This is a genomic window from Nostoc sp. LEGE 12454, assembly GCF_056620565.1.
Genome location: NZ_JBWQXL010000002.1, coordinates 177654 through 203189, shown reverse-complemented (window position 1 = coordinate 203189; position 25536 = coordinate 177654). Strand labels below are relative to the sequence as shown.

At 43.5% G+C, this 25536-nt stretch carries 25 protein-coding genes; 10 read left to right on the top strand and 15 right to left on the bottom strand.

Annotated features, from left to right (window positions below; all coding sequences use genetic code 11):
• The first annotated feature begins 6 nt into the window (after nucleotides 1–6).
• Nucleotides 7–240 (top strand): hypothetical protein, encoded by a 234-nt coding sequence (locus AC1F2U_RS03045; protein WP_334899341.1) that lies wholly within the window; start codon nucleotides 7–9, stop codon nucleotides 238–240.
• The gene (locus AC1F2U_RS03040) at nucleotides 240–641 is read left to right on the top strand and encodes a type II toxin-antitoxin system VapC family toxin (protein ID WP_334899343.1); all 402 of its coding nucleotides are present in this window, start codon (nucleotides 240–242) and stop codon (nucleotides 639–641) included. The genes AC1F2U_RS03045 and AC1F2U_RS03040 overlap by 1 nt, the downstream gene beginning before the upstream one ends.
• 34 nt (nucleotides 642–675) lie before the next feature.
• Here AC1F2U_RS03040 and AC1F2U_RS03035 read toward each other — a convergent pair whose 3' ends face one another.
• The 3 genes from AC1F2U_RS03035 to clpS form a co-directional block, all read right to left on the bottom strand.
• Complete coding sequence (locus AC1F2U_RS03035; protein WP_480259777.1) at nucleotides 676–1215, bottom strand: hypothetical protein; 540 nt, start codon at nucleotides 1213–1215, stop codon at nucleotides 676–678.
• A complete protein-coding gene (locus tag AC1F2U_RS03030; protein WP_480259776.1) occupies nucleotides 1212–2045 on the bottom strand; it encodes a CPBP family intramembrane glutamic endopeptidase in 834 nt (277 codons plus the stop codon). The genes AC1F2U_RS03035 and AC1F2U_RS03030 overlap by 4 nt, the downstream gene beginning before the upstream one ends.
• Nucleotides 2046–2156: 111 nt before the next feature.
• On the bottom strand, nucleotides 2157–2438 hold the full coding sequence (gene clpS / locus AC1F2U_RS03025; protein WP_334779447.1) for an ATP-dependent Clp protease adapter ClpS: 282 nt from the start codon (nucleotides 2436–2438) through the stop codon (nucleotides 2157–2159).
• A gap of 924 nt (nucleotides 2439–3362) precedes the next feature.
• On the opposite strand from clpS, the gene AC1F2U_RS03020 reads away from it, so the two are divergent.
• The 3 genes from AC1F2U_RS03020 to AC1F2U_RS03010 are packed head-to-tail and all read left to right on the top strand — an operon-like array spanning nucleotide 3363 to nucleotide 4882.
• On the top strand, nucleotides 3363–3995 hold the full coding sequence (locus AC1F2U_RS03020) for a reverse transcriptase N-terminal domain-containing protein (protein ID WP_480259775.1): 633 nt from the start codon (nucleotides 3363–3365) through the stop codon (nucleotides 3993–3995).
• A gap of 43 nt (nucleotides 3996–4038) precedes the next feature.
• Nucleotides 4039–4440: an HNH endonuclease gene (locus tag AC1F2U_RS03015; RefSeq protein WP_480259774.1), complete on the top strand. Its 402-nt coding sequence runs from the start codon at nucleotides 4039–4041 to the stop codon at nucleotides 4438–4440.
• A gap of 52 nt (nucleotides 4441–4492) precedes the next feature.
• Entirely contained in the window at nucleotides 4493–4882 is a 390-nt protein-coding gene (locus AC1F2U_RS03010; RefSeq protein ID WP_480259962.1) for a hypothetical protein, read from the top strand.
• A gap of 195 nt (nucleotides 4883–5077) precedes the next feature.
• Here AC1F2U_RS03010 and AC1F2U_RS03005 read toward each other — a convergent pair whose 3' ends face one another.
• The gene (locus AC1F2U_RS03005) at nucleotides 5078–5299 is read right to left on the bottom strand and encodes a hypothetical protein (RefSeq protein ID WP_480259773.1); all 222 of its coding nucleotides are present in this window, start codon (nucleotides 5297–5299) and stop codon (nucleotides 5078–5080) included.
• 236 nt (nucleotides 5300–5535) lie between these two features.
• On the bottom strand, nucleotides 5536–5736 hold the full coding sequence (locus tag AC1F2U_RS03000) for a hypothetical protein (protein ID WP_094349495.1): 201 nt from the start codon (nucleotides 5734–5736) through the stop codon (nucleotides 5536–5538).
• A gap of 471 nt (nucleotides 5737–6207) precedes the next feature.
• Here AC1F2U_RS03000 and AC1F2U_RS02995 point away from each other — a divergent pair, with 471 nt between their 5' ends.
• The 4 genes from AC1F2U_RS02995 to AC1F2U_RS02980 all read left to right on the top strand — a co-directional run bounded on the left by AC1F2U_RS02995 (nucleotide 6208) and on the right by AC1F2U_RS02980 (nucleotide 13135).
• Nucleotides 6208–6537, top strand: a complete 330-nt coding sequence (locus tag AC1F2U_RS02995; RefSeq protein WP_480259772.1) for an STAS domain-containing protein — start codon at nucleotides 6208–6210, stop codon at nucleotides 6535–6537.
• 148 nt (nucleotides 6538–6685) lie between these two features.
• Nucleotides 6686–9391 carry a TIGR03960 family B12-binding radical SAM protein gene (locus AC1F2U_RS02990; RefSeq protein WP_480259771.1) on the top strand — a complete coding sequence of 902 codons (2706 nt, stop codon included), beginning with the start codon at nucleotides 6686–6688 and terminating at the stop codon, nucleotides 9389–9391.
• A gap of 937 nt (nucleotides 9392–10328) precedes the next feature.
• Complete coding sequence (rne, locus tag AC1F2U_RS02985) at nucleotides 10329–12470, top strand: ribonuclease E (RefSeq protein ID WP_480259770.1); 2142 nt, start codon at nucleotides 10329–10331, stop codon at nucleotides 12468–12470.
• Between the two features lie 8 nt (nucleotides 12471–12478).
• Nucleotides 12479–13135, top strand: coding sequence for a ribonuclease HII (locus tag AC1F2U_RS02980; RefSeq protein WP_480259769.1), 657 nt, complete (start codon nucleotides 12479–12481; stop codon nucleotides 13133–13135).
• Nucleotides 13136–13269: 134 nt separating this feature from the next.
• On the opposite strand, the gene AC1F2U_RS02975 is transcribed toward AC1F2U_RS02980, so the two are convergent.
• Nucleotides 13270–13857 carry a DUF1997 domain-containing protein gene (locus AC1F2U_RS02975; protein ID WP_480259768.1) on the bottom strand — a complete coding sequence of 196 codons (588 nt, stop codon included), beginning with the start codon at nucleotides 13855–13857 and terminating at the stop codon, nucleotides 13270–13272.
• A 465-nt stretch (nucleotides 13858–14322) separates the two neighbouring features.
• Here AC1F2U_RS02975 and pheA point away from each other — a divergent pair, with 465 nt between their 5' ends.
• Complete coding sequence (gene pheA, locus AC1F2U_RS02970; protein WP_480259767.1) at nucleotides 14323–15198, top strand: prephenate dehydratase; 876 nt, start codon at nucleotides 14323–14325, stop codon at nucleotides 15196–15198.
• A gap of 271 nt (nucleotides 15199–15469) precedes the next feature.
• Here pheA and AC1F2U_RS02965 read toward each other — a convergent pair whose 3' ends face one another.
• The 9 genes from AC1F2U_RS02965 to AC1F2U_RS02925 all read right to left on the bottom strand — a co-directional run bounded on the left by AC1F2U_RS02965 (nucleotide 15470) and on the right by AC1F2U_RS02925 (nucleotide 25186).
• A complete protein-coding gene (locus tag AC1F2U_RS02965) occupies nucleotides 15470–16117 on the bottom strand; it encodes an LON peptidase substrate-binding domain-containing protein (protein ID WP_094349488.1) in 648 nt (215 codons plus the stop codon).
• A gap of 212 nt (nucleotides 16118–16329) precedes the next feature.
• Entirely contained in the window at nucleotides 16330–16647 is a 318-nt protein-coding gene (gene rpsJ / locus AC1F2U_RS02960; RefSeq protein WP_008232935.1) for a 30S ribosomal protein S10, read from the bottom strand.
• A gap of 184 nt (nucleotides 16648–16831) precedes the next feature.
• Complete coding sequence (tuf, locus tag AC1F2U_RS02955; RefSeq protein WP_118168986.1) at nucleotides 16832–18061, bottom strand: elongation factor Tu; 1230 nt, start codon at nucleotides 18059–18061, stop codon at nucleotides 16832–16834.
• Nucleotides 18062–18084: 23 nt separating this feature from the next.
• Nucleotides 18085–20163, bottom strand: coding sequence for an elongation factor G (fusA, locus tag AC1F2U_RS02950; protein ID WP_480259766.1), 2079 nt, complete (start codon nucleotides 20161–20163; stop codon nucleotides 18085–18087).
• Between the two features lie 137 nt (nucleotides 20164–20300).
• Complete coding sequence (gene rpsG / locus AC1F2U_RS02945) at nucleotides 20301–20771, bottom strand: 30S ribosomal protein S7 (protein WP_069070112.1); 471 nt, start codon at nucleotides 20769–20771, stop codon at nucleotides 20301–20303.
• Between the two features lie 580 nt (nucleotides 20772–21351).
• Nucleotides 21352–21735, bottom strand: coding sequence for a 30S ribosomal protein S12 (gene rpsL, locus AC1F2U_RS02940; protein WP_012410236.1), 384 nt, complete (start codon nucleotides 21733–21735; stop codon nucleotides 21352–21354).
• 133 nt (nucleotides 21736–21868) lie between these two features.
• A complete protein-coding gene (locus tag AC1F2U_RS02935) occupies nucleotides 21869–22192 on the bottom strand; it encodes a HesB/IscA family protein (RefSeq protein WP_292776392.1) in 324 nt (107 codons plus the stop codon).
• A 250-nt stretch (nucleotides 22193–22442) separates the two neighbouring features.
• Nucleotides 22443–22862, bottom strand: a complete 420-nt coding sequence (locus AC1F2U_RS02930) for a cupin domain-containing protein (RefSeq protein ID WP_322684887.1) — start codon at nucleotides 22860–22862, stop codon at nucleotides 22443–22445.
• A gap of 254 nt (nucleotides 22863–23116) precedes the next feature.
• Nucleotides 23117–25186, bottom strand: a complete 2070-nt coding sequence (locus AC1F2U_RS02925; protein ID WP_480259765.1) for a phosphodiester glycosidase family protein — start codon at nucleotides 25184–25186, stop codon at nucleotides 23117–23119.
• Nucleotides 25187–25536: the final 350 nt, after the last annotated feature.

Genomic DNA, 25536 nt, shown 5'->3' with positions numbered 1-25536 from the left:
AAATTTGTGAGCCTACAAGAAGTTATCAAACTAGCAAAGCAGCTTTCAACTGTGGACAAAGTACGTTTGATCCAGCAAATTGCTCCTGATATAGAACGCGAGTTAACAGATAAACTCTCTAACTTTCCCCGCCAATCCTTGTGGGGACTATGTGCTGATTTAGGAAACGCACCTTCCACAGAGGAAATTGATGTAGCCCGTAGTGAAGAATGGGCTAACTTTCCACGGGAGGATATTTGATGCTGCGTGCTGTAGCTGACACTCATGCAGTCATTTGGTATATTTTTGGCGATTCACGATTATCAACAACTGCCCAAAATACTATAGCCCAAATAGCATCTTCTGGAGATCAAGTTGCTTTCTCCTCCATTACCCTAGCCGAAATTGTCTACTTGAGTGAGAAAGGGCGTATTTCTCCACTAACACTTGAACGCCTGCTTGCATCTGTTGACACAAGTGATGCTGTACTGCTTGAAGTTCCTTTTAATAGGCACATAGCTGAAACTTTGCGCTTAGTGAATCGCTCACAAGTACCAGATTTACCCGATCGCATTATTGCTGCTACAGCCTTATATCTGGGAGTACCAGTGATTAGTCGAGATAGCAAAATTCAACTATCTAGTGTTAATACCATTTGGTGACATTCGTATTTGGAATTTATGAGCAGTAAAATCGTTAATATACTTTCGTTGTCTTATTGGGGCATTTTACTACACCGTTTATGTATTCTGGTCGAGAGGGTGGGGCAAAACTTTCAACGCTTTTACAAACAATACTTAGCGTTTTAAGTTGTTTATCTCCAGTAATGGGAACAGCAAAGACTGCTCCAACATAGGACTTAAGCTCAAAGCCCCACTTTCCATTACAATAGTCTTGAACGGCATAGCTATAAACAGCATCAATAGTTGTCTTAGAGAGAACGTCAGCATTTATCTCAGTATAGTAACCATAACAAATTTGTGTTCCGAAAATTGGTGGAAAGTAACCAGAATTAGTTCCTCGTTCATCAGGAGGTTTAAAAAAGGTTTTGTGTTTGGAGAAGTAGCTCTGTTGCTCCTGAATCTTATATACAAGATGCTTTTCTGCTTCTTTCTCAAGTCTTGATATTTTTTCATTCATTGCCTTATTTTCGTCTTGATTATTACACCCAGCAAAAAGGGAGCTTAGTGGAATAATGAGTAATAAAGCTGATAGTATTAGTATTTTTATTTTCATATATGACGCGATCGCTCAGTTCGCCCTCGTATCCCCAAAGCTAGTACACTCATTAACAACACTCCCATCACTCCTTGCAGGGGATTATTATTCACACCAGTTACCCAATCAGGAACTTGACCGGAATATTTCACTAATTTACCTACATTAATAATGTAGTAACCCCAAACTAAACCACCATGTAGACCAATTGGAAAACCCAAGCGTCCCCTCCGCCAACGCTTTCCCCATACTTGCGTTAATCCCAGCAGTACTAAAGCTGGAAATTGCGGCAGTGTATGAATAATTGCCTCCAGGGGTTTAATAAAGTGCAATGTAGCAAAGGCAGTTGCATCTGTCCACAGTGCCACACGCAGACTGTAATCTCGTTGTAATTCATCTAGCAACCAGCCTCGGAATAACAATTCCTCAGCAAATCCGATGCCCAAAGCAACAAGTAAACCCTCTAAAACAACTTTCAACAAAAAAACTTTCGGTTGTTGCCACACCAACCAACCCAATAAACTTTCTATTCCAAAAAGTATCAGAATATTAATTATCCCTAGAGCCAAGCCACGCAGTAAATCTACACCGTTTTGCCGCGTGAATTCTAAGCCATAATGCCGCAGAATTTGGGGCTGCTGGTAGACATATTTACCCCATAGTCTCAGGAGAAAAATAAATACTGCATATAATGATACCAATGTCAATATACTTTCTAAATTTGAATCATGTACTAGTAAGTATATTGGTGTAGCCAATGGCAACCATAGCAACAATAAAGTCAAAATAAAAGCACCCAGCCTAATAGGGGCAGGGCGTTCAGCTAAACTGACAAGATTTTCTTTCATATCAATGTTAAGTCACCAGCCAATACTCTATACTTCGACTAATGACCAATATTTCTCTATGAGAGGCTGCGCCAACGACTACGCTCAGTACAAGTGACCAATGACCAATGACTATTCATCAGGTTCAATCGTGCTACTTAAACCGTGACTTATCAATGTTTCGCAATAAAACTCAGCGTGTTCCAGGGCGCAAGTAATGACTAAAGCTAGCCCGTTAGTATGGGCTTCCATCATGATGCTCACAGCTTGGGGTTGGGTAAGGCTTGGTACAGTGGTTATTAGTGACTGTACAACATGCTCCATAGAATTGTAGTCGTCGTTATGGAGCAAAACGCGATACCGAGGCGCGAGCTTGCGGGTTGTGGAAGGCTTTTCAATAGTTTCAACTGACACGGCTCTTTGCTCTTTTCTCGTTACTTCACTACAACAAAGTCTCTGTTTTGCGATCGCTCAACAGTTGTTTACCTATTCTATAGTATTTCTGCTCAGATACTATGCGAGGAAAACCCTTTGCTGGCAGGGATTGGTTGTATTAGTTTTGCGTAGCCACTTGATAAGGCACACGTCTAAGACATGGCTGCCGTAAGAGTGCTACCCTAATCTTACAGAAGCTTTTCTTAAACGTAGCGCATTTTCACTTTTAAGATTAAAGAAGTTGCAAGCAAAACAATCCTTGCCCCTGCCCAAGATGGACATGAGCCTAGATGTGTGAATCGTTGGTTAGAAACCAAAAGCCCTTAATAGGAGTTTTGGGGGATTAGCCGCAAGGTACAGTACCTTGACAACTGAATGACCATGTAGGTGAGAGTTATTATCCTAGAACCCTCAAATCCTACCCCGTAGGTGCAACGGTGAAAGCATCACCCCCAGGTTTGAGACTAGCCATCAAAGCCTGAAGCGGGGTGAAAAGGTGTTACTACTGATAGCCTAAGTCGGTAAGCATCAAGCAAAGTACCCATGAGTAAAGCCTCAGCTTGAAGATGCGATTGAATCGTCGTTATCATGAACCAGCGAAATAAGGCTTAATGCGCTGGAGCCAAAAAGGCACAGGATAAGGAGTTGGTAAGTATTTAGTTGACCAACAAGCACTTCCAATAAACCCGGCGAAAAGCATCACTCTAAAGGTACATAGTATGGTCATTCGGAACGAGATAACCTCTCGTATGCTCTCAGGTTTTTCCGAATCCCTGAGTAGGTGCTAACCGTATGCAACGAGTAGGAGAGATTAAATCAGAAGCAAATGTCTGGGGTAATGCCCAGGATATGCTGACAGATTTACGGTGATTTGGATGATATTGTCTCAAGTAGTGAGTACAAATGTCTAATACACAGTCTCAACAACTGATGGTGGAATGGCACAAAATTAACTGGCGCAAGCTAGAGCGTAATGTGTATAAGCTCCAAAAGAGAATTTATCAAGCCTCTGCCCGTGGTGATGTAAAAGCATATCGCAGACTCCAAAAGACGCTGATGAAGTCCTGGTCAGCAAGAGCTTTAGCGGTTCGTAGAGTCACCCAGGATAACCAAGGAAAAAAGACGGCAGGTGTAGATGGCGTTAAATCGCTGACTCCGAATCTTCGTCTAGAACTGACTGGAAACTTAAAACTGGGGGCAAAGGTCAGCCCAACTAGGCGCGTATGGATTCCTAAGCCTGGAACGGAAGAAAAGCGACCTTTGGGTATACCTACAATGAAAGACCGAGCCTTGCAAGCACTTGTCAAACTGGCACTAGAGCCAGAATGGGAAGCGCGATTTGAGCCTAACTCATACGGGTTTAGACCTGGACGCTCATGCCAAGACGCAGTAGAGGCAATATTTAACAGCATCAATAAAAAGGCAAAATTTGTGCTAGATGTACCAAAAGCTAAGAGCTTGGGCAAAACGCCGCCACCCCAAAAAGAGTGGGAAATGGGTGTCAAAAAGATATTGGCATTCCATAGGTGGTTATAACTGGGTATTCGCAACCCCGAAGTCAGGATCAACCCTACTTCGGATGTTTGACCATGCCGCCACTCCAATAGTGCGTCATGTCAAAGTTAAAGGCGAATCGTCACCATACGACGGAAACCTGGTTTACTGGAGTTCAAGAATGGGTAAACATCCAGAAATGCCTTCTAGAGTGACAACACTCCTGAAAAAGCAAAAAGGGAAATGCGCCCACTGCGGTTTATTTTTCCGTGAAAACGATGTGTGGGAAGTTGACCATAAAATCCCTAAATCGAAAGGTGGTAAGGATTCATACGATAACTTACAACTTCTACACAGACATTGCCACGACACAAAAACTGCCAATGATGGTAGTTATGGCACAAAATCCGGCTGCAATAGTGCCGAGCCTAAGCCCACCAGAAAAATCGAAAGAGTTAAGGATAAATGGGTAATGAGGTATGCATGACAAGCACCAAATCATTGAGGAGCCGGATGAGGCGAAAGTCTCACGTCCGGTTTTGAAGACCAACGGGGTTGGTGACAACCTCGTTGAGTTTAATTTTCTTCAACCGGGACAAATTGTGTCTCTAGAGTATGGCGACAGGAATCTGTATGCAGAAGTCATTCAATTTGTAGTTTCCCGCCAGTTGTGCTGGGTGCGTCCTTTATTAATGGTTACTTTCATAGAAGAATCACCTCTAATTACCGATTTGCGAGATGCATCTGACTTACTTTGGCCTGCCAATTTATTTCGCCCAGCATTAGACACAGAAGTAATTACCTTCTTGAGCCAACTTTTAGCCAAAGAACCAAAAACTGAACCTGATTCAGTCGCAAAGCAGCAACTCAATCAGTTTATTCACCAACTTTGGCAAGCATATCAAGAAGGGTTGGGCATTGGGGATTAGGCATTGGGAATAGGCAATATAGAGACTTCTTGAATAATTCTTCCTCCTTGTCCCTTTTGTCTTCCCAGTCCCCAGCGATGCACTGCTGGTTATTGGCGCAGCCTCTCCAAGAGTTATGTCCTAATTCCCAGTCTCTTCCTCAACTGTAGCGAATACCAGCCTTTTTCATGCGTTGAAGACTGTAAAATTCGATTGCTACATCCTTCGCACCAGAAATTTTTTCGTCCCTTCGTAAGGTGGATAATTGTGGTTAGCAGCGTCGTCAATCGCCTCATGCATCACCTGAAGGATATGACTAGAATTCAGTTTATCTGGCTCGCCAGTAGCCATATTGGTGATATCAACTCCCTTAGCAACGAGTTCATTCCGCTTGTGGACAAATTCAGCAAACAGATTGGGAGGAATTTTTTTAGGCATTTAGCGAACTGTATGAAGATTGACTACGAATGCACAATGTAGATGTTCATTAGCACAGTTTACGCCACCTTAAGTATTTAAATAATCAATCTCATAGAAAAAGACTAGCTATCATATCGCCCTTGTATCTCCCTGCTAAATTTAATTACGAATTACGTTAGGGAGTCCTCGTATCCTTGAGAAGCAAGCTACACACAACTTCTGTCTGCCACAGGTTGCGCGAACGTAGAGAGCGTCTAAAATCCCAGGCTAGGAACCAACTGGATTCGTCCAGCATCCATCTCTGCCATTAATAATTCTAAGGCTTCGTAATCGACATCAGAAATATAACCCAGTTCCGTCAGTTCTGAGTTGATTTCATTCTCTATCTCAGGAGTTAGTTTTTTAATGTCAAGAGCTTTTTCTACCAATTTACGAATAGCGTACTGAGTTCTCATAAGTAATAACCCAACTGTAATATGACACTAATCATCTCAGATCGGTCTCAGTATAAAGAGCGATCCAAATACTAACTTAGTAGTGATATATATCACAATTTAATTAGTTAGATAGATAATTAACTATGACTTTGCCGTATGCGGTCAGCAACGCTAAAGTTGTAGATTTAACCTAACGTTAAGACTTGGCTAAATTAGCTTTAGTTATAGACTAAGCAAGGTTTCTCAGCATAGTTACTGATAATTTGTCTGCTTTATGGCTGTCTATAGTTGATTGTTTTTGAAGTCACATAAAAAAAAAGTATATATAAACACATTTTAACCTGGAATTATAACAATCTTTAAACAGACATACTAAAGCAATAAAGATTCAGCAAAGAGAGCTAAGACGTATGGTCGATGCAACAGAATAGAGTTTATGTTCAAATAATCCTTAGCTTGACGCTTCAAAATTCTTAATAGGATGTAACTATGCAGGCAGTGCTTAACTATCCCAAGATTGCAGTTATTCGCCCCCAAGGGTGTTTAAATGCTGCAAACGCCTTGGAATTTGAACGAGATATGACTACAGCGTTGGCGCAAAATGGTATTTCCATCTTGGTAGTAGACCTTGCAGCAGTAGAATCGTTAGATAGCGCGGGGTTGATGGCATTGTTATCTACACACAAGCTGGCTCTTACTTTAGGAAGAAGTTGCCAACTTCGTGCTGTCGCTCCACAAATTAGAATTATTTTTGAACTGACGCAACTTGATAGGGTATTTGAAATATTAGACGCTGAAGCCGAATTGGCCCAAACATAACTTTATGTAAAAGCACAAAGGTTCAGGCAATAAGCGGACTTTATGTAAAGGAGTTGTAAGTTGCAACGATAAAATCTGTTAGAAGACCTAATTCAATGCTAATGTTGGGGTTGGGTAGCTGTAATTAAGGTAGCTAGAAGATAGCACAGTGGTTGTTGCAGTTGAAAAATTAATAACGTCGGATATTTTAAAACCAGCACGTTACTTAGGTAACGAGCTGTTAGCAGTACACAAACCTTGGGATACGGCAGCAATACGTTGGGTTTTAACCTACCCAGAAGTATATGAAGTCGGTGCATCTAATTTAGGGCACATCATCCTTTATAACATCTTGAATGCCCAACCGCGTCAATTGTGCGATCGCGCCTACCTCCCAGGAAAAGACCTAGCAGCCAAACTACGCGAAACTAATACGCCATTGTTTGCGGTAGAGTCAAAGCGATCGCTGACAGAATTCGACATTTTAGGCTTTAGCCTCAGTTACGAACTGGGTGCAACTAATATCCTCGAAATGTTGGATTTGGCTGAAATTCCCTTGACGTGGCGAGAGAGGCAGGGGAGCAGAGGAGCAGAGGAGCAGGGAGGCAGGGAATCTACCGATACCCAGTCATCCTTTCCGTTGATTTTCGCTGGTGGGCAAACAGCGACATCAAATCCTGAGCCTTATGCTGACTTCTTCGACTTTATCGCTCTTGGGGATGGAGAAGAACTGCTGCCAGAAATTGGTTTGGTGTTGGAAGAAGGCAAACAAGCAGGATTGAGTCGGGAACATTTGTTACTGGATTTGGCACAGATACCAGGCGTATATGTGCCTCAGTTTTACGACATGGCAGAGGATGGCTCAGTTCACCCTCGTTGCCCAGACGTGCCAAAACGAATTCTGCGACGGGTTGCAACTCCCATACCAGCATATTCCATTGGGTTAGTTCCTTATGTAGAAACGGTGCACGATCGCTTGACCATTGAGATTCGGCGTGGCTGCACTCGTGGCTGTCGCTTCTGTCAACCAGGAATGCTGACTCGACCAGCACGGGATGTAGAACCCGATCGGGTTGTAGAAGCAATTGAACAGGGTATGCGGGCAACTGGTTACAATGAGTTTTCCCTCCTATCTCTGAGTTGTTCTGATTATTTGTCCCTACCAGCAGTGGGGATGGAAATCAAAAATCGCTTAAAAAATGAAAATATTTCTCTGACTCTACCAAGCCAACGGGTAGACAGATTTGATGAGAATATTGCCAACATCCTGGGAGGTACGCGCCAAGGTGGACTGACTTTTGCTCCAGAAGCTGGTACTCAGCGGATGCGAGACATCGTGAATAAGGGGTTGACGAATGAAGAATTGTTGCGGGGAGTAAAAACCGCTTGGGAGCAAGGCTGGGATAAAATCAAGTTGTATTTTATGATTGGCTTGCCAGGTGAAACGGATGCTGACGTTGTGGGCATTGCTGAAATAGTAAGCTGGCTACAGCGAGAATGTCGAGGCAAGGGCAGAAAACCTCTAAACTTTAACCTGACGATTTCTAACTTTACGCCCAAGCCCCATACACCATTCCAGTGGCACTCAGTTTCTACCGCTGAATTTAAGCGCAAACAAAACCTGTTGCGGCAAGAATTCCGCCGAATAAAGGCAGTGAAGGTAAATTTTACCGATGTCCGCATTTCGGCAATGGAAGATTTTGTGGGACGAGGCGATCGCAATTTGAGCAAAGTAGTCCGCCGTGCCTGGGAATTGGGTGCAGGTATGGATTCCTGGTATGAAAATTTAGATCGAGCTTTTAGCGCTTGGGGATCTGCGATCGCCCAGGCCGATTTAGATTGGAAATACCGCCAAGTAGAAAATGGCGAATGGAATTTGTTTCACGTAGAGACGCAGAAGGGCAGAGGAGCAGAAGAGCAGAGGAGCAGAGAAGCAGAGGAGAATACCTCACTCAGCACTCAGCACTCCCTCGATATTCCCCTACCTTGGGATCATATTGATACCGGGATTGACAAAAAGTGGCTCCAAGAAGACTTGCAACGCGCTCTAGAAGCTGCAATTGTACCCGATTGCTCTTTTGAAGGTTGTTCTCATTGTGGCGTCTGTGGTACTGACTTTGGGCATAATATCGTGATTGAATCACCTGCTATCCCAAAATTTGCTGGCGAATTTGTCCCCAACACAACTAAGGCGCAAAGACTGCGAGTTTGGTTTGGCAAACAAGGTAATATGGCTTTGATGAGCCATCTAGATTTAATCCGTCTATTTGACCGAGTTGTGCGGCGATCTGGCTTACCAATTGCTTTTACTGGTGGGTTTCATCCAATGCCACGGATTTCTCTAGCAACTGCTTTAGCTCTAGGAGCTACTAGCAGCGGTGAAATTGCAGATTTTGAGTTAACTGTGCCAGTGGAAGTTGATACTTTCCGAGAAAATTTGGCTCGTGAAATGCCCACAGACATACCTATATATAATGTGGAGCAGATAGATTTAAAAGCTAGTGCCGCTACCCAACTGCTAGAGACCGCAGAGTATTTAATTACTGTAGCAGCACTTGCAGAAACAACACCCATACAATGGCAAAACTGGATTGATACAATCAAAGCAAAAGAGGAACTTTGGTACGAGCAAATAACTAAATCAGGCAAGAGCCAGTTAATAAATCTGCGCGATCGCTTATTTGAACTGGAATTACTAGAAACCCACAATAACGTTGCAGAATCTATGTCATCTGTAATCCGATATCTAGGTAGCTATCGCCAAGATGGTTTGGTGTTGCGTCCCGAACAAATCCTGTTTATGCTAGAGACAGTGGCTGGTGTAGAATTTCAACTCCTGCACATCCACCGCAATCGGCTAACTTTAGGGGTATAATCCCTGTAGGACAACTTGCTAGTAGTTGTCCTAAGATGGCAGCTCACAGGAATTGATTTTTAGCAAGGTTGCGTTAGAATAGGGTGAAGAGAAATTTTCTGGCGCTGCATTGAATTAGCTGGTTCACTACCCTGGTATTCAGGGGGCGAAAGCAAAGATATTAGAGTGCAACTTCTAGGATTTTATCCTAGACAAACAAAAAGCAGATTAAAGAATGCACACTCTCTATATAGCTACCTTGTGAATCAGTAACTAACAGCAGGCTCGGTTAGCTTCTCTAAATTCATGCTTTTTAAACAACTGCTGAATGTCTAATCCACGTAGTGCCCAAGAGCTAGTGCATTACTTTTTTAGAGTTAAAGCAACTGCTGTCGGTTATGCCTACTTGTAGACGTTCGCGAGACCCGCAAAGCGTTGCTTGTCTTAGTTTAAAGCGATCTCAAGGCAGGGTAGCAACTGTGGCTGCTGAGTATAACCCTAAGATAAATCCGGGGAATGGAAAATAGAAATAGTTTCTTTTTCTTAACGAATTCAGTAGGTTACTCTCAAATAAAGCATCCTGAGTTAAAATGCTCACTCAGGATTTAGAACTTTCAACTCAGAACTCTCTTGATTGAGAGTATTGCATCACAAATCAACCACGGACGGTTGATTTAATTGCTTAAACGATATGCAGCAGTTCTGGAATAATCAGCCGTGGAAACGCTCTTAAGAGCGCCAATAGCTATTTAACTTAGAAGCTCAGATTTGCGATTTTTATTATCAGTAGCGCCTTTTGAGGGTTGCGAGGGCAGCGAAAGTATAATATCAAACCGAAAAACACTGGTAATTAAAACTAACGCGGAGACGCAGGTAGTTTTGAATTATTAAGTAATTAACCGGACTTGATACAACAAACCTCAAACCTGTAAGTGCTGCCAATTTTTGAGGAAATTGAATGCCGAAACAAATTATCATCGCGGAGCAGCACCAAATTGCTGCGGTTTTTTCTGAAGATCAAATACAGGAACTCGTTGTTGCTACGGGTCATCATCAAATAGGTGATATCTACTTAGGAGTAGTAGAAAACGTATTACCTGGGATAGATGCAGCTTTCGTCAATATTGGCGATCCAGAGCGCAACGGTTTTATTCATGTTACCGACTTGGGACCATTGAAGCTCAAGCGCACCGCAGCGGCAATTACAGAACTACTTGCACCACAACAGAAAGTTTTGGTGCAAGTAATGAAAGAGCCAACAGGGACGAAAGGGCCCAGGCTCACGGGTAATATCACCTTACCTGGACGCTACGTAGTACTGATGCCTTATGGTCGAGGCGTAAATTTATCCCGACGGATTAAAAGTGAAAGTGAGCGCAACCGCTTACGAGCGCTGGCGATTTTGGTCAAACCGGCGGGAATGGGTTTGCTTGTGCGTACAGAAGCAGAAGGCAAACCCGAAGAAGCAATTATGGAAGACTTGGAGTTACTGCAAAAGCAATGGGAGGCCATTCAGCAGGAAGCCCATTCCACCCGTGCTCCAGCACTGCTCAACCGAGACGATGACTTTATCCAGCGCGTATTGCGGGATATGTACGGCGCGGATGTCAATCGGATTGTCGTGGATTCCAGTACTGGTTTGAAGCGCGTCAAACAGTACTTGCAGAATTGGAGTGGCGGTCAAACACCGCAGGGATTGTTGATTGACCATCATCGCGATCGCTCCCCAATTTTAGAGTACTTCCGCATCACTGCTGCGATTAGAGAAGCCCTGAAGCCAAGGGTAGACCTACCTTCTGGCGGTTACATTATCATCGAGCCGACGGAGGCATTAACCGTAATCGATGTTAACTCAGGTTCGTTTACGCGATCGGCAACAGCTAGAGAAACAGTTTTGTGGACAAACTGCGAAGCAGCAACAGAAATCGCTCGTCAGTTGCGTCTGCGAAATATCGCTGGGGTGATCGTCGTTGATTTTATCGATATGGAATCGCGACGCGATCAACTGCAAGTTCTCGAACACTTTAATAAAGCACTCAAAGCAGACAAAGCTCGTCCCCAAATTGCCCAACTTACCGAACTAGGTTTAGTAGAATTGACCCGCAAACGTCAGGGTCAAAATATTTATGAATTGTTTGGTGAAACTTGTCCCACCTGTGGCGGTTTAGGACATACTGTGCGTCTGCCTGGAGAAATCGAAAACCGATTGCCAATACCGGCAGAGACACCAGAGCGCGAACGTTTTGTATCCTTGCCTCACCGAGAACCGCGTCAGCCATCTGCCCGCATCCCAGAACCACGAGAGACATACGATGGATTTGGGGAAGCATTTGACGGCGACTCGGAATTGAGCAACCTAAATCTGATCAATCATCCTAGTTATCAAGAACTGAATGATAAGCGCCGTACCCGCACTCGCCGCAGTCGAATTGGTGTCAATGGGTTAAACGGGAAAGATGAAGCTCGGATTGTTCCCAGTCCCTTGACTTTTGTTAACGAGCCAGATTTAGACCTGGATGTAGAACCAGAACTAGGAGTTGCACCAGAAATTCCCTCACCCACCCTTGGTAAACCAGGCTGGAGTGAAAGAGTAGAGCGCACTAAAATTATCAAGGCAGAACCAGTTAAGCCAGTGGTAGAACCACCGGAGATTAGAACTGTAGAAATGAGCCTCCAAGAACAGGATATATTTGCCTTGATGGGAATATCTCCCTTGGTGAAGTTAGAGCAAGAGGTTAAAAATACCAAGTCTGTGATTATTAATGTGATTCAGCCTGGTCAACAGCCAACGACCCCAATTGAATCAACCTCAGAATCAACTATTGTCCAAAAAGCAACACCTGAAATAATCACTATTGCCCAAAAGGCAACACCTGAAATAACTGCAAGCAAAATACCGACACCAAAAGTTATTGAGCCAGAACAAAAATCTTTGATCGAAGAGACAACTGAACCACCATCGGAGTTAACTGCGAATCCTTCGGGACGCTTGTCTGCGAAAGCTGCCGCGAACGAAATTGCAGATGAAAATGAAGCTAATAGCAGCGCTACTGCCAGCCGTCGCCGCCGTCGTCGTTCCTCAGCGATCGAGGATAATTAATTTAATTTATGGTAGAAAAATCGCCAACGCCTTTGGAACAATCCACTTGGCTGGAGTTTTCTACCTTGTCAGAGATTCCAGGGTTGGTTGCAGGTGTGGATGAAGTAGGGCGAGGCGCTCTATTTGGCCCTGTGGTGGCAGCAGCAGTGATACTACCAGATCGCGCTTTGCCAATACTGATAGGAGCTAAAATTAAAGACAGTAAAAAGTTGTCTAGTTCTCGGAGAACTCAGCTAGCGCAGCAAATTTGTAAGCTAGCTATAGACTGGAAAATTGGGTTTGCTTCTACTGCCGAAATTGACAAAATAAATATTTTGCAAGCGACGTTGTTAGCAATGAAGCGGGCTGTACTGAAGTTAAAGGTACAGCCTGCACTCTGCTTGATTGACGGCAATCAGTCAATCAAAGATTTGCTATTGCCGCAACAAACAATAGTTAAAGGGGACGAGCGATCGCTCGCTATTGCCTCTGCTAGTATTGTCGCTAAGGTTTGGCGTGACGATCTGGTAATGCGTCTAGCATTAAAGTACCCTATGTACAACCTGGAAAATAACAAGGGTTATGGTAGCCAGCTGCATTTGCTGGCTTTGCAACAATACGGGCCCTCGCCCCTACATCGTCAGTCTTTTCGTCCTTGCCAAATCAAAGGTCTGAGTGTTGAGTGATTGAAGAAGAATACAGAATTCAGAATGAATTAGTCTGGGATACCCTGCGGGAAGCAAGCTACAGGCTTTCCACTAATTACAGAATTAAATTCTGAATTCTGGCTCTTTACTCCTGAATTCTGTTTGTTAAAAAATTACTCGGCATTCAGGATTGGTAATTCGGTACTATCACCGTCAAGTCCTCTATCTTTGGTTTGTGATATCACCCAGCAGCGATAATCCGTCAAAAGTTGATTCAATAACCGTTGCTTGACCGACAACAGTACGCTTTTGAGCAAACCATTGCCAGTAGCTTCTAAAATCGGCTTAGGAGTGAAGGAAAATGGCGGTGGGAAATCCACCAGCACTTCTAAATCAGCCTTTCCTTGCAAGCGAGTGCCAGTGCTAAACTCTTTGGGAGACAAATAGCCTTTTAAATTGAGAGCAAAGCGCTGGTTAATATACTCGAAACCTAAAATTTCACAGTTTAGCGATCGCAAATAAATTATTCCATTTGATTCTGCCCAGACTCTCATGTCTACAGTAGGTTGAATACTCAATGACATAAAAGTCAACGGACGCATTTTCAAGCGAAATACTTCCTCAGAAAGCTGCTGAATCCGGCTATTGTCAACCAAAGCCTTAACCAGGCGTTGAGGCTGACGCAAGTAGTGCTGAATGGGAATAGGCTGCTCTGGAACAGCGATTTCAACCGATTGGGAGGCAGTAAACCGGGTAGCCATGAGCTAATAAAAATATCTGTTTCTTAATTTTAATATTTTTTAACAACTTAGTTCTGATTATTAAAAAAGTACAAAATTTATTGACTATAAAAACGATTGTTGCTTATCACCTATACATCATTAGCAAAAAGTTGGTACGTTCATTCTATCTTTAGTTCAAGAAATAGAGATTAGAATTTAACTCTTGACACAAAATCAATAATATGCTCATTTATTTAGGTATAAACCAATATCATTGCTCTTAAATCTTCAGAGGGATTTAGCAAAAAAACTGCTAGAAAATCTATCTGCTAGAAGACTGACTTTAATAACTTGTTTTCTTGGATACATATTTCCTTCTATCCCTTTAGTGCGTAAATTTTAGAGATAAGAGTGTTTAGTAAGAGCAGGTGTTGGATATATTTGCCAAACCAAAATATCATAATCTTTGTTTAGGCATTAAACTCGCAACTCAAGGCTAAAAGTATGACTTTATCGATCGCACATTTAGGGCCTCCCGGTACTTATGCAGAACAAGCAACTATTTTTTATGTCAACTGGTTGAGCAAAAGTAGGGGAATTGAAGCTAGATTATGCCCCTATCCCAGCATTTCACAATCACTGCACGCCGTTGCGAATGGTCAAGCGCAGTTGGCTGTTGTGCCAGTGGAAAATTCTATTGAAGGGAGTGTTACTACAACACTGGATACACTTTGGCAGTTGGACAGTTTGCGAATTCAGTTGGCTTTGGTATTACCCATTGCCCACATGTTAATTTCTTGTGCGCCTAATTTAGATAGTATTAAAACTGTTTACTCTCACCCCCAAGCTTTGGCACAATGTCAGGGATGGTTAGAGCAGTTTTTGCCGACTGTACAGATTATTCCCAGCAATTCCACAACCGAAGCACTACAGCGATTGGAGCAAGAGACAACAACGGCAGCGATCGCTTCTAGTAGAGCCGCTCAACTCTACAAATTGCCGATACTTGCCAGTAACATCAACGACTATCCAGAAAACTTTACTCGTTTTTGGGTAGTAAGTCAGGGTGAAGTGGACGCTGGATACCAGGCAACAAAAGCTCCTACTAGTCATGCATCACTGGCTTTTAGTATGCCTGCCAACACACCCGGAGCATTGGTCAAACCTTTGCAAATATTTGCTCAACTAGGAATTAACCTCAGCCGGATTGAATCTCGTCCGACGAAGCGATCGCTAGGCGAATACTTGTTTTTCATGGATTTAGAAGCAGATGTCAAGGAAGCACAAATGCAATCTGCTTTAGCAGAATTAACTACCCACACAGAGATTTTAAAAATTCTTGGCGCTTACAATATTTTACCGATCGCCGCCGTTACTTAAAAAGTTAGAAGTTATTTGTTAAGAGTTACAGCAGTTTTCTTTTGCATGAGGTACAAAGTCACTGGTTTTGAGGCAGGAGGCAGAAGGCAGTTCTTGCTGGAGGGAGAAGAATAATTTGATTTGTGAATCCTTGCTTCTGTACCTCATTTAGTTGCAAAGTGCTGTATCATTTAGGATTTACCAGTTATCAGCTACGAAATATAAATTATAAGTTATCGAGCTTTTATTTTTGTTTTTTCTTCCTAACTCCTCACTCTTAATTCCTAACTCCTCACTTTTCACTAAATGTATCTTTGAGAACAGCGCGAGCTGCCAGGTGATTCCGAGTAGAAGTTAAAATTTCTGCTTCCCGCTCTAGACGAGTTACAGTATCTTGCATTTCTAACAATAATTGCTGCTCTGCGGCGACACCATAAAGATTACTGGCTACCCAATAAGATAACTCTGTTGGTAGATCGGGCAAATCTTCTGGGAGTTCGATATTTTGTTCGGTTAATTTTGCTGATAGACGCACAACATCTCGCAGTAGTTGTTCTACTTCAGTTGATAAAGGTCGCAAATCTTTAGTCGGTGGTTGGTCTTCAATCCATTCAACTAAGCCAACGCGATATGGCTTTTCACGAACATACTCTAATACACGAAATCTTTGCTGCCCTAAAGTCATCATCTTGATCCGATCGTCTGGCAGCCGTTGGTGATGAATGATTTCGGCACAGCAACCAGTGTTTGCAATTGTGCCTTTGACTGGATCGAACATCAAAACACCGAACCTGCGATCGCTTTCCAAAATCGTATTCATCATGATTCGGTAGCGAAATTCAAATATGTGCAGGGGTAATGGCCTGGTAGGAAACAGAACTACTTCGGGTAACGGGAACAGAGGTAGTTCGCGAACTGCAATTTTAGAAGATGATGTCATTGTTACTTTGGTATAAACTTAATCTTTAAAATTTCTTTTTCTCTGCTTTTCCCGCACTTTATCTACATTCTATCATTTGTTTCCTAGCTAAATAAAAGCCCTGAGATATATTTCTTCAGGGCTGTGTAAATATTCATACTAATGTAATTTGTCTTTTGTCCTTTGTCCTTTGTCATTAGTAAAGGACAAATGACCAATGACTAATGACTAAATTAAAGTTTGACTTCAATATCTACACCCGATGGTAGATCCAATTTCATCAGGGCATCAATAGTCTTAGAAGAGGGCTGGTAAATGTCAATAATCCGGCGATGAGTACGGGTTTCAAAGTGCTCCCGTGAATCTTTATCTACGTGAGGCGATCGCAGCACACAATAGATCCGGCGTTTTGTTGGTAAAGGAATTGGGCCTATAGCTGTAGCGTTGGTGCGGTTAGCCGTGTCTACAATCTTCTCGCAAGATGTATCTAATAAACGCCTGTCAAAGGCTTGTAAGCGAATTCTAATCTTCTGCTGCTGTAGAGTTGCCATCTTTAATTTTCCAGGTTCTGCGTAATTGGGGGAGTATTTACAGGTTAACGGTTACAAGTTATCGGTTACAGAAAACTATTACCTGTCCCCTGTAACCTATTGCCTTATTTATAGGGGGAAGAGAAAGGAGCAGAGAGGCAAAATAAATACCATCTCTGCTCCTTTGTTTATGAGCAAAAAGGTGCTACTTGATAATTTTAGAAACGACACCAGCACCGATGGTGCGACCACCTTCGCGGATAGCGAAGCGCATTCCTTGTTCAATTGCGATCGCGTTGATCAATTCTACTGTCATCTTGATGCGATCGCCAGGCATCACCATTTCTACTTCTTTGCCTTCATCGGAAGTGTAGGCTTTGATGGTACCAGTTACATCAGTTGTCCGCACGTAGAACTGGGGACGGTAGCCAGCGAAAAATGGAGTCTTACGACCACCTTCTTTTTCTGTTAAGACATAAACCTCACCTTCAAATTCATTGTGAGGTTTAATCGAACCAGGTTTGGCGATAACCATACCCCGTTCAATATCAGCCTTCTGGATACCCCGGAGTAGTACGCCAGCGTTATCCCCAGCCATACCTTGGTCGAGACTCTTCTTGAACATCTCAATACCAGTTACGGTTGTAGCGCGAGTATCTCTGATACCCACTAGTTCAACGTTATCGCCAACTTTGACTACACCCCGCTCAATCCGACCGGTGGCAACAGTACCACGACCTGTAATTGAGAACACGTCTTCTACAGCCATCAGGAAGGGTTTATCAACATCCCGCTCAGGAGTGGGGATGTAAGAATCTACAGCATCCATCAGTTCATAGATTTTGTCTACCCAGGGATTTTCACCGCGTTTGGTCTTGGGATTCTTGGTCATTGCTTCCAGAGCTTGCAGACCAGAGCCTTTGATAATGGGGATATCATCGCCAGGGAAATCATAGCTGCTTAACAGTTCTCTCAGTTCTAGTTCTACTAGTTCCAAGAGTTCTGGGTCATCCATCAAATCTTCTTTGTTCAAGAAGACAACCAGACTGGGAACGCCTACCTGTTTTGCCAACAGGATGTGTTCGCGGGTTTGGGGCATAGGGCCATCGGTAGCAGCAACTACGAGGATACCTCCGTCCATTTGGGCAGCACCGGTGATCATGTTCTTCACATAGTCAGCGTGTCCTGGACAGTCTACGTGAGCATAGTGCCGACTTTCGGTTTCATACTCTACGTGAGCAGTATTGATGGTAATACCCCGTGCCTTTTCTTCTGGGGCATTATCAATTTGGTCGTAGCCCTTAGCTACAGCTTGACCAAGAGCTGCCAATGTCAGGGTGATGGCTGCTGTCAAGGTAGTTTTACCGTGGTCAACGTGGCCAACTGTACCGATATTAATGTGGGGTTTATTCCTTTCAAACTTTGCGCGTGCCATGAATGCTCATTTCCTTATTTTAACTAAGCGTTCCCTTTGCTTTTTGCAATGATAGTTTCAGCTACGCTGCGAGGCACCTCTTCGTAGTGGCTGAACTCCATCGTGAAGATACCCCGACCTTGTGTCTTTGACCGGATATCAGTGGCGTAGCCAAACATGGTCGCCAGTGGAACTTTGGATGCGACCTTAGCAAGTCCCTGTTCGGTGCTTTGACTTTCAATTTGCCCTCGGCGAGCAATGAGGTCGCCAATGACGTTCCCGATATAGTCTTCAGGAACTTCAACCTCAACTTTCATCATAGGCTCTAAAAGGACAGGTGAAGCTTTCAGCACAGCCTCTTTCATCGCCATTGAACCAGCGATTTTGAAAGCCATTTCCGAAGAGTCTACATCGTGGTATGACCCATCAATTAGCGTCGCTTTAACGTCAATCAACGGATATCCAGCTAGAACACCGGATTCGCAGCTTTCTTTCATTCCTTGTTCTGCGGGGCCAACGTACTCTTTAGGTACTGAACCGCCGGCAATTTTGGAAACGAATTCAAAGCCAGTACCGGGGTCTCCAGGCTCCAAATTGATCACAACGTGACCGTATTGACCTTTACCACCACTTTGGCGGATGAATTTGCCCTCAACTTTGTTTACAGCTTTCCGAATTGTTTCTCGGTAAGCTACTTGTGGCGCACCTACATTCGCTTCCACTTTGAATTCTCGTAACATCCGGTCTACTAGAATTTCTAGGTGTAGCTCTCCCATCCCCGCGATCACGGTTTGGTTTGTTTCCGGATCGACGCGGACACGGAAGGTGGGGTCTTCTTCTGAGAGAGATTGCAGAGCTTTGGACAGTTTGTCCATGTCGTTTTTGGTTTTGGGTTCAACCGCCACCGAGATCACAGGCTCAGGAATAAATAGGGATTCCAGAATTACTGGCGATCCATCATCACAGAGCGTGTCACCTGTCAAGGTGTCTTTCAATCCCAAAGCTGCTCCCAAATCACCCGCTCGCAGTTCATCGACATCTTGGCGATCGTCTGCCTTCATCAGAACTAAGCGGGAAATCCGTTCTTTTTTATTCTTACTAGCGTTGAGAACGTAGCTGCCCTTTTTCAGGACACCAGAATAAACGCGAACAAATGTCAGGCGACCGTAAGGGTCAGCCATAATTTTGAATGCCAGAGCTGCTAGGGGTTCGTTGTCATCAGCTCGCCGCTCAACAGTATCGCCATTGGGCAGTAAGCCTTGAATTGGCGGTACTTCACTTGGCGCTGGCAGGTAATCGACAACGGCATCCAGCATTAACTGTACGCCTTTGTTTTTGAATGCCGAACCGCAAAGTACTGGTACAATTGTCCCCGCAATTGTGCCTTTACGCAGGGCAGTCCGAACTTCCTGTTCTGTAAGTTCTTCGCCCTCGAAGTACTTAGTCATCAGAGCATCATCTGTTTCTGCCGCGGCTTCTATTAGCTTGGTGCGGTGTTCTTCTACCTGCGCTTGCAATTCTTCCGGGATATCGGTTTCCTGGATATCGGTTCCTTGGTCATTGGCGTAAATATACGCACGTTGCCGTACTAGGTCAACGATACCTCGGAAGTCATTTTCACTACCGATTGGTAGTTGAATGGCGATCGCATTCGCCCGTAGGCGATCGCGGATTTGCTCGTGAACTTTATAAAAGTTCGCTCCGGTGCGATCCATTTTGTTGATAAAGGCAATCCGAGGAACTTTGTAGCGTTCTGCTTGCCGCCACACTGTCTCAGACTGCGGTTGCACGCCGCCCACAGAACAAAATACTGCGATTACACCATCCAACACGCGCATGGAACGCTCAACTTCAATTGTGAAGTCTACGTGACCCGGAGTATCGATAATGTTAATTTGATGATCTTTCCAACTGGTACTGATAGCAGCGGCAGTAATGGTAATTCCCCGTTCCCGCTCCTGCTCCATCCAGTCTGTGACGGCAGTTCCTTCATGAACTTCGCCAATTTTATGAATTATCCCAGAGTAAAATAATATTCTCTCTGTTGTTGTTGTTTTGCCCGCATCTATATGCGCCGCAATACCAATGTTGCGTACTTTCTCTAGCGGGATCGTGCGTGCCACAGCTACCTCCTATAGTTTTTGCCTCATGATATCTTGTATATTACTCTTTGTTAAGATTCTATACTTTTACGGAAAACCGTCTTTTTTTGTAAATCTACGATATACCGCTTTGGCAAGGCGATATATCGCTTTTTTACTTAGTAACGATAATGTGCGAATGCTTTGTTAGCTTCCGCCATTCGGTGTGTTTCTTCGCGTTTGCGAATGGCATTGCCAGTTTCGTTGGCAGCATCCATTAACTCATTTGCCAATTTGCTGGCCATTGTCCGGCCTGGTCTTGACCGGGAATATTGCACTAACCAACGCAGTGCTAAAGTAGTGCCCCGTTCTGTACGCACTTCCATTGGTACTTGGTAGGTTGCTCCACCAACTCGCCGAGCTTTTACTTCTACTAAAGGCGTGGCATTTCGCACTGCTCTTTCAAAGGTTTCTAAGGCACCAGCACCAGTGCGTTCTTCAATAGTTTTTAATGCATCATAAACTATGCGTGCGGCAAGTGATTTTTTACCATGACGCATGATCCGTCTGATAATCATGCTCACAAGGCGACTGTTATATACGGAGTCAGACGGAACTGGGCGCCTTTGAATAACACCACGACGAGACATACTTCACCTTTAATTCGGAATTGGCAACGAAATTATATGCTATCAGACACCGGAAACTAAAAGCGGTAGAACCCAACCCTCAGACTTCCTCTATTTTTTTCGACCGTTGCAGCAAGTCTGACTTATTTACTGCCAATTTTGGATTTTGGATTTTGGATTTTGGATTAAAAGTTTTTGGTATATATTCCGATCCCAAGGATCTGAAAAAATCAAAAGTCTGTAAGCCTAATTCCTTTCTGGGTTCGGCCAATCCAAAAGACGCTCGATAACTCGCTAACGCTACGCTATCGCAAATCTAAAATCAAGAATTGTTTAACTTACTACCTGCAACGAAATACTCAAGGCGACAAGATTATAAACTTTAATGTTCAGATAAGAAATTCGCTGTGGGTTACAGCATTTTCCTCCTCAGAACTTCTACACTTGCTCGCTTAGTGTAGATGTAGCTTGCTTGATTTTTTGAAACAGACTTTAGCAGTCTTCATCACTACTGTTAGAACAAAGACGGCGCTCCTTCTTTTGCCCTTCAGCGTTTTTAGATAGACGATTAATCGTGTTGGATGCGATTAATCGCCTAATCCTATTTTTTCGCTTCTTTAGGACGCTTGGTTCCATACTTGGAACGGCCTTGCTTGCGGTCTTTGACTCCGGCTGTATCTAGGGTGCCGCGGATAATGTGGTATCTCACGCCTGGTAGATCCTTAACCCGACCGCCACGAATCATCACAACTGAGTGTTCTTGTAAGTTGTGACCAATGCCTGGAATGTAAGCTGTGACTTCAAATCCAGAGGTAAGTCTGACTCTTGCTACTTTACGTAGGGCTGAGTTAGGCTTTTTTGGTGTGGTCGTGTATACTCTGGTACAAACTCCCCGACGTTGGGGGCATTGTTTCAGAGCAGGGGACTTGGTTTTCTGACGCGCTTGTTCGCGCTCATTTCGTATTAGCTGCTGTATTGTTGGCATGAGTTACAGCGCGTAAAGCTGCTTATGGTCTAAGTTTTAACAAATCCTGATTATATCTTTTTTTACGGCTTTATGTCAATTGTTATTTTTCCTTAGCGATCAAACATCTGTTTTTTGACTAATTGTTCAATCACTAAGGACTCAATGAGAAGGAATTACCACAGCCACAGGTAGCGATCGCTTGGGGATTGTGGAAGCGAAAACCACCACCCATTAAGTCTTCTGAATAATCAACTCTCAAACCGTTAAGGTAATTTAAGCTTGCGGCATCTATGACCACTTGAATCTCATCCAAGTCGAAAACCTGGTCGTCTACTTTTATTGCTTCATCGAAGGACATATCATAAAAGAACCCGGAACAACCACCTGGTTTTACTGCCAATCGAAACAAGACATTTGGCTGCTTGGACTTTATTCGCCCAATCTCACTTACGGCTGCTTGACTCAGATGAATCATGGAACTCGTTTTTTGCAATTGAATACCCCATCTTCCATTTTACAGATAGGTTGACCGTTGCTTGTACAAAATTCCAAATCACCAAAGGCATGAGCGCGATCGCTATTACTACATTTATAACACTAACATGATTCAGTCCCCACCTTGACTAGGTAGGGACTTCTGGGGTGTACTAGTTCGTTTACAAAAACGGTTTACACAAAAATGTATTCAGCTTTGGGGTTAGAGCTTTAATAGCGTTCTTTTGGTTTTAATCTTTGGTACGGGCATAGTCATCTTGGTAGCGGATAATATCATCTTCTCCCAAGTATTCGCCATTTTGGACTTCAATCAATACCAAGGGGATCACGCCAGGATTCTCTAAACGATGAGATGTACATTGGGGTACATAAGTTGACTCATTATTGCTTAGTAGTACTTCTCTCTCACCACAAACTACTCTAGCTGTACCAGAGACGACAATCCAATGTTCGCTGCGGTGATGGTGCATTTGTAGACTGAGGCGATGTCCGGGCTTAACTTCGATGCGCTTAATTTTGTATCCGCGTCCTTCTTCTAAAACTGTAAAAGCACCCCAAGGACGTAATTCTGTTGCAGCAACGCCCCTGGAAGTTATGTTTGGAGGGAGGTGTAGAGTTTCAGTCTGTGTAGTTTCTTGATATCGAGCCATAGTTACCTCATTTGAAGACATAACAAACCGTTGGTACTCTTAATTATTGATAAAAAAATCTGGCGCTATCTTGCAACCTTGGAAATCAGCAATTTTCTCGCACTTTGATAAACATAGCAAAATCAAACCTTATGGTGTAAACCATTACTACTAAAATTCTGATGTCTACACCAAGTCTTCATCAAGCAAAATGACAGCTTGTTCTAAGCTTTAAAAAGTGACTGGGATTGGGGATTGAGTTTTTCCCTGTTGCTTCATTTTCGTGGTTGCAAGAAAATACCAATTCCGTTGTGAACACGAGCAGCGGTACTGGGCGATCGATCGAGTAGTTGTCCTCCTAAATAAAGGCTGGTAGAACTACCACCGTCCAAATTTAGGGCATCTACACAGCCCATCTGTTGCATCAATTGAGCATGTTCTGCCAAATTAGGCCCATAACCACCGACACGATTATGTGTGGCAGTAATCATTAATGTGCCTGTTGCCGTTTTGCAAATACCACTACGAATAGCCTTTTCGGCAATAAAGGCATTGCTGAATTTTTCACCTTTGGCATCAAGGACAATTTGACGATTTTGGACTAATAGCGGTCCCGCTCCAATAATGTAGGGATAACGACTAAAATCAGCCGGGGTAGTGGCGCTGGAAATACTTACTGCGCTTCCAATAGGTAGCTGAGAGGCAGCACTAGTAGCGTTAGCGCGTAAAGTTAGCAGGTAGCCATCCTGGGGAATGGGAATCGGCGTCTCCCCAACTTTGCCGCCTGGTAGCTGATTAGTAATTTGGTCTTTTTCTACTACTAAGATAATTTCGTTATCTGTCAGGGGCGTGTAAGTCAATCCCCAAGCTGAGGTGTAACGAGCAATACCACTCTGGACGTAGCCACTGTTGAAAAACAGAATTGGTAGGCGCTGGTCAGTTGCTGTGATTAAAGTTTCTTCTAAGGTAAGACGACCGAAGTAAAATTGGCCTGAATCATTCCAAGCGATCGCACCTCGGTTAAGAATCGGGCCTGATAACCACTTATTATCCCGACGAATTGCACCCAAGGGCAATCTGTTATTGCGGTTAAAATAACCACCGTTAATTCCAGCCACTGCTAAGTAACGTTGTGCTGTTTGAATTAAGGGAGCAGTACCCGCAAGTCCATCAGGACTAGCCCACATAGGTTTCAATGTTAGCCCAAATTTGCGGGGATTAACTTCTAACCAGACGACTGGGAAACGTTCTGTGCCTAAGTTTACATAATGCTGTCGCCAGCGCAATCCTGGGGCCCAAGTAATATCCCGGTCTTCTAGGGGAGCGGGTCGAATATCGATAATCAGGCGATTGGGGTTAGCTACAGTACTAACTTGAGGTGATAAACCAAAGGGAACGCTCAGACTAATAATGGTTTGGTTTTTCACCACCTCTACTTGTTGAATCAGTGGTTCAGGGGTTGGGGCTGGTGCTGCTGGTATTGGTTGTGTTGGTGTAACTGGTAATAATTGTTTGAGCAAGTTTGGCAGCAATGTTGGTGGTGCTGGTGGTGCTGGTGGTGGCTGGGGGGTATAGCGTTCTATCAAAAGGGGATCGGCTATTCCATCCAGGGTAATTGTCCACTCTCGATTTGGCGGTACAGTGGATTTGGGAGTTGGCGTATCTGGATCGGAGGAAGGAATTTGTGGTTTGGCGATCGCTGACCCTTGTACAACTTGCCAGGGAGTGGGACGATCTAAATTGACAAGAATCCGAACCTGTTGCAAAGGGGCACTCGCTTCTGCTGGTTCCTGACTCTGAACAATATTTGTGATTTGTGTTTTTGGGGTAGAAATCAGCAAAGTGTTGCCATTAGCTTGAATTTGCCATCCAGATGTTTGAGCAAAATTAGTGATATCCAGATAGCGATATGCCCCTACTAGCCTGGTAGATAATACTAATGGCTGTGTTAAAGACGAAAACCACTGTATTGGTTGCTTCGCTGAATTACTACTGTTTAAGAAATTTACTCCAATTAATTGCCTAAATGCCCCATCACTGATATTGGTTGTCACCTGGCCAGATTTTCCAGGCCGCTGTAACCAAGTTCCTGGTACAGTACGACCATTGAGGGAAATTTGATTACCAGAGGATGCCACACCTGGTAAAGGAGGTGCGGGTGACTGTGATATTAACCTGGGTGTTGATTTGGTGGTTTTTGGGGACTCCTGGGCGTTGGTAGCATAGGTGGTAGTTAAGCACAGTGCTGTCAAAAGTATTGATGACACAGTAGCCCGAAAAAACTTGCGATCGCCCTTGGCCTTGGCTACGCCATCGCTAATCTCTGATTGGCAACAATTCGGCATTTTTACCATAATTTACTAGGTACTTTGGAAAACTATTACCCAAGGTTTAAACTAACCAATTATTTGGAAATATAAAGGAAACATGACTTTATTTTTGAATAAATATGGTAATCTATATATTGGCTAGTTATCTCTTTTAGACACAGATTAATTTATTTAGACGCTAAAGCCACTGCAATCAAGTTTTTAACTCCCATTAATTCTAACCACACTATATACGGTAGTTTTGGTTATCAAAATTGGATTAAGATATTTAATCCTAGCTGAAGGTTGCTACTGTTATTACTTCAGTAATATCTAGTTAATAGTAATACATGCGGCAAGTGGTAAGCGGCAAAATTCTAGACAAC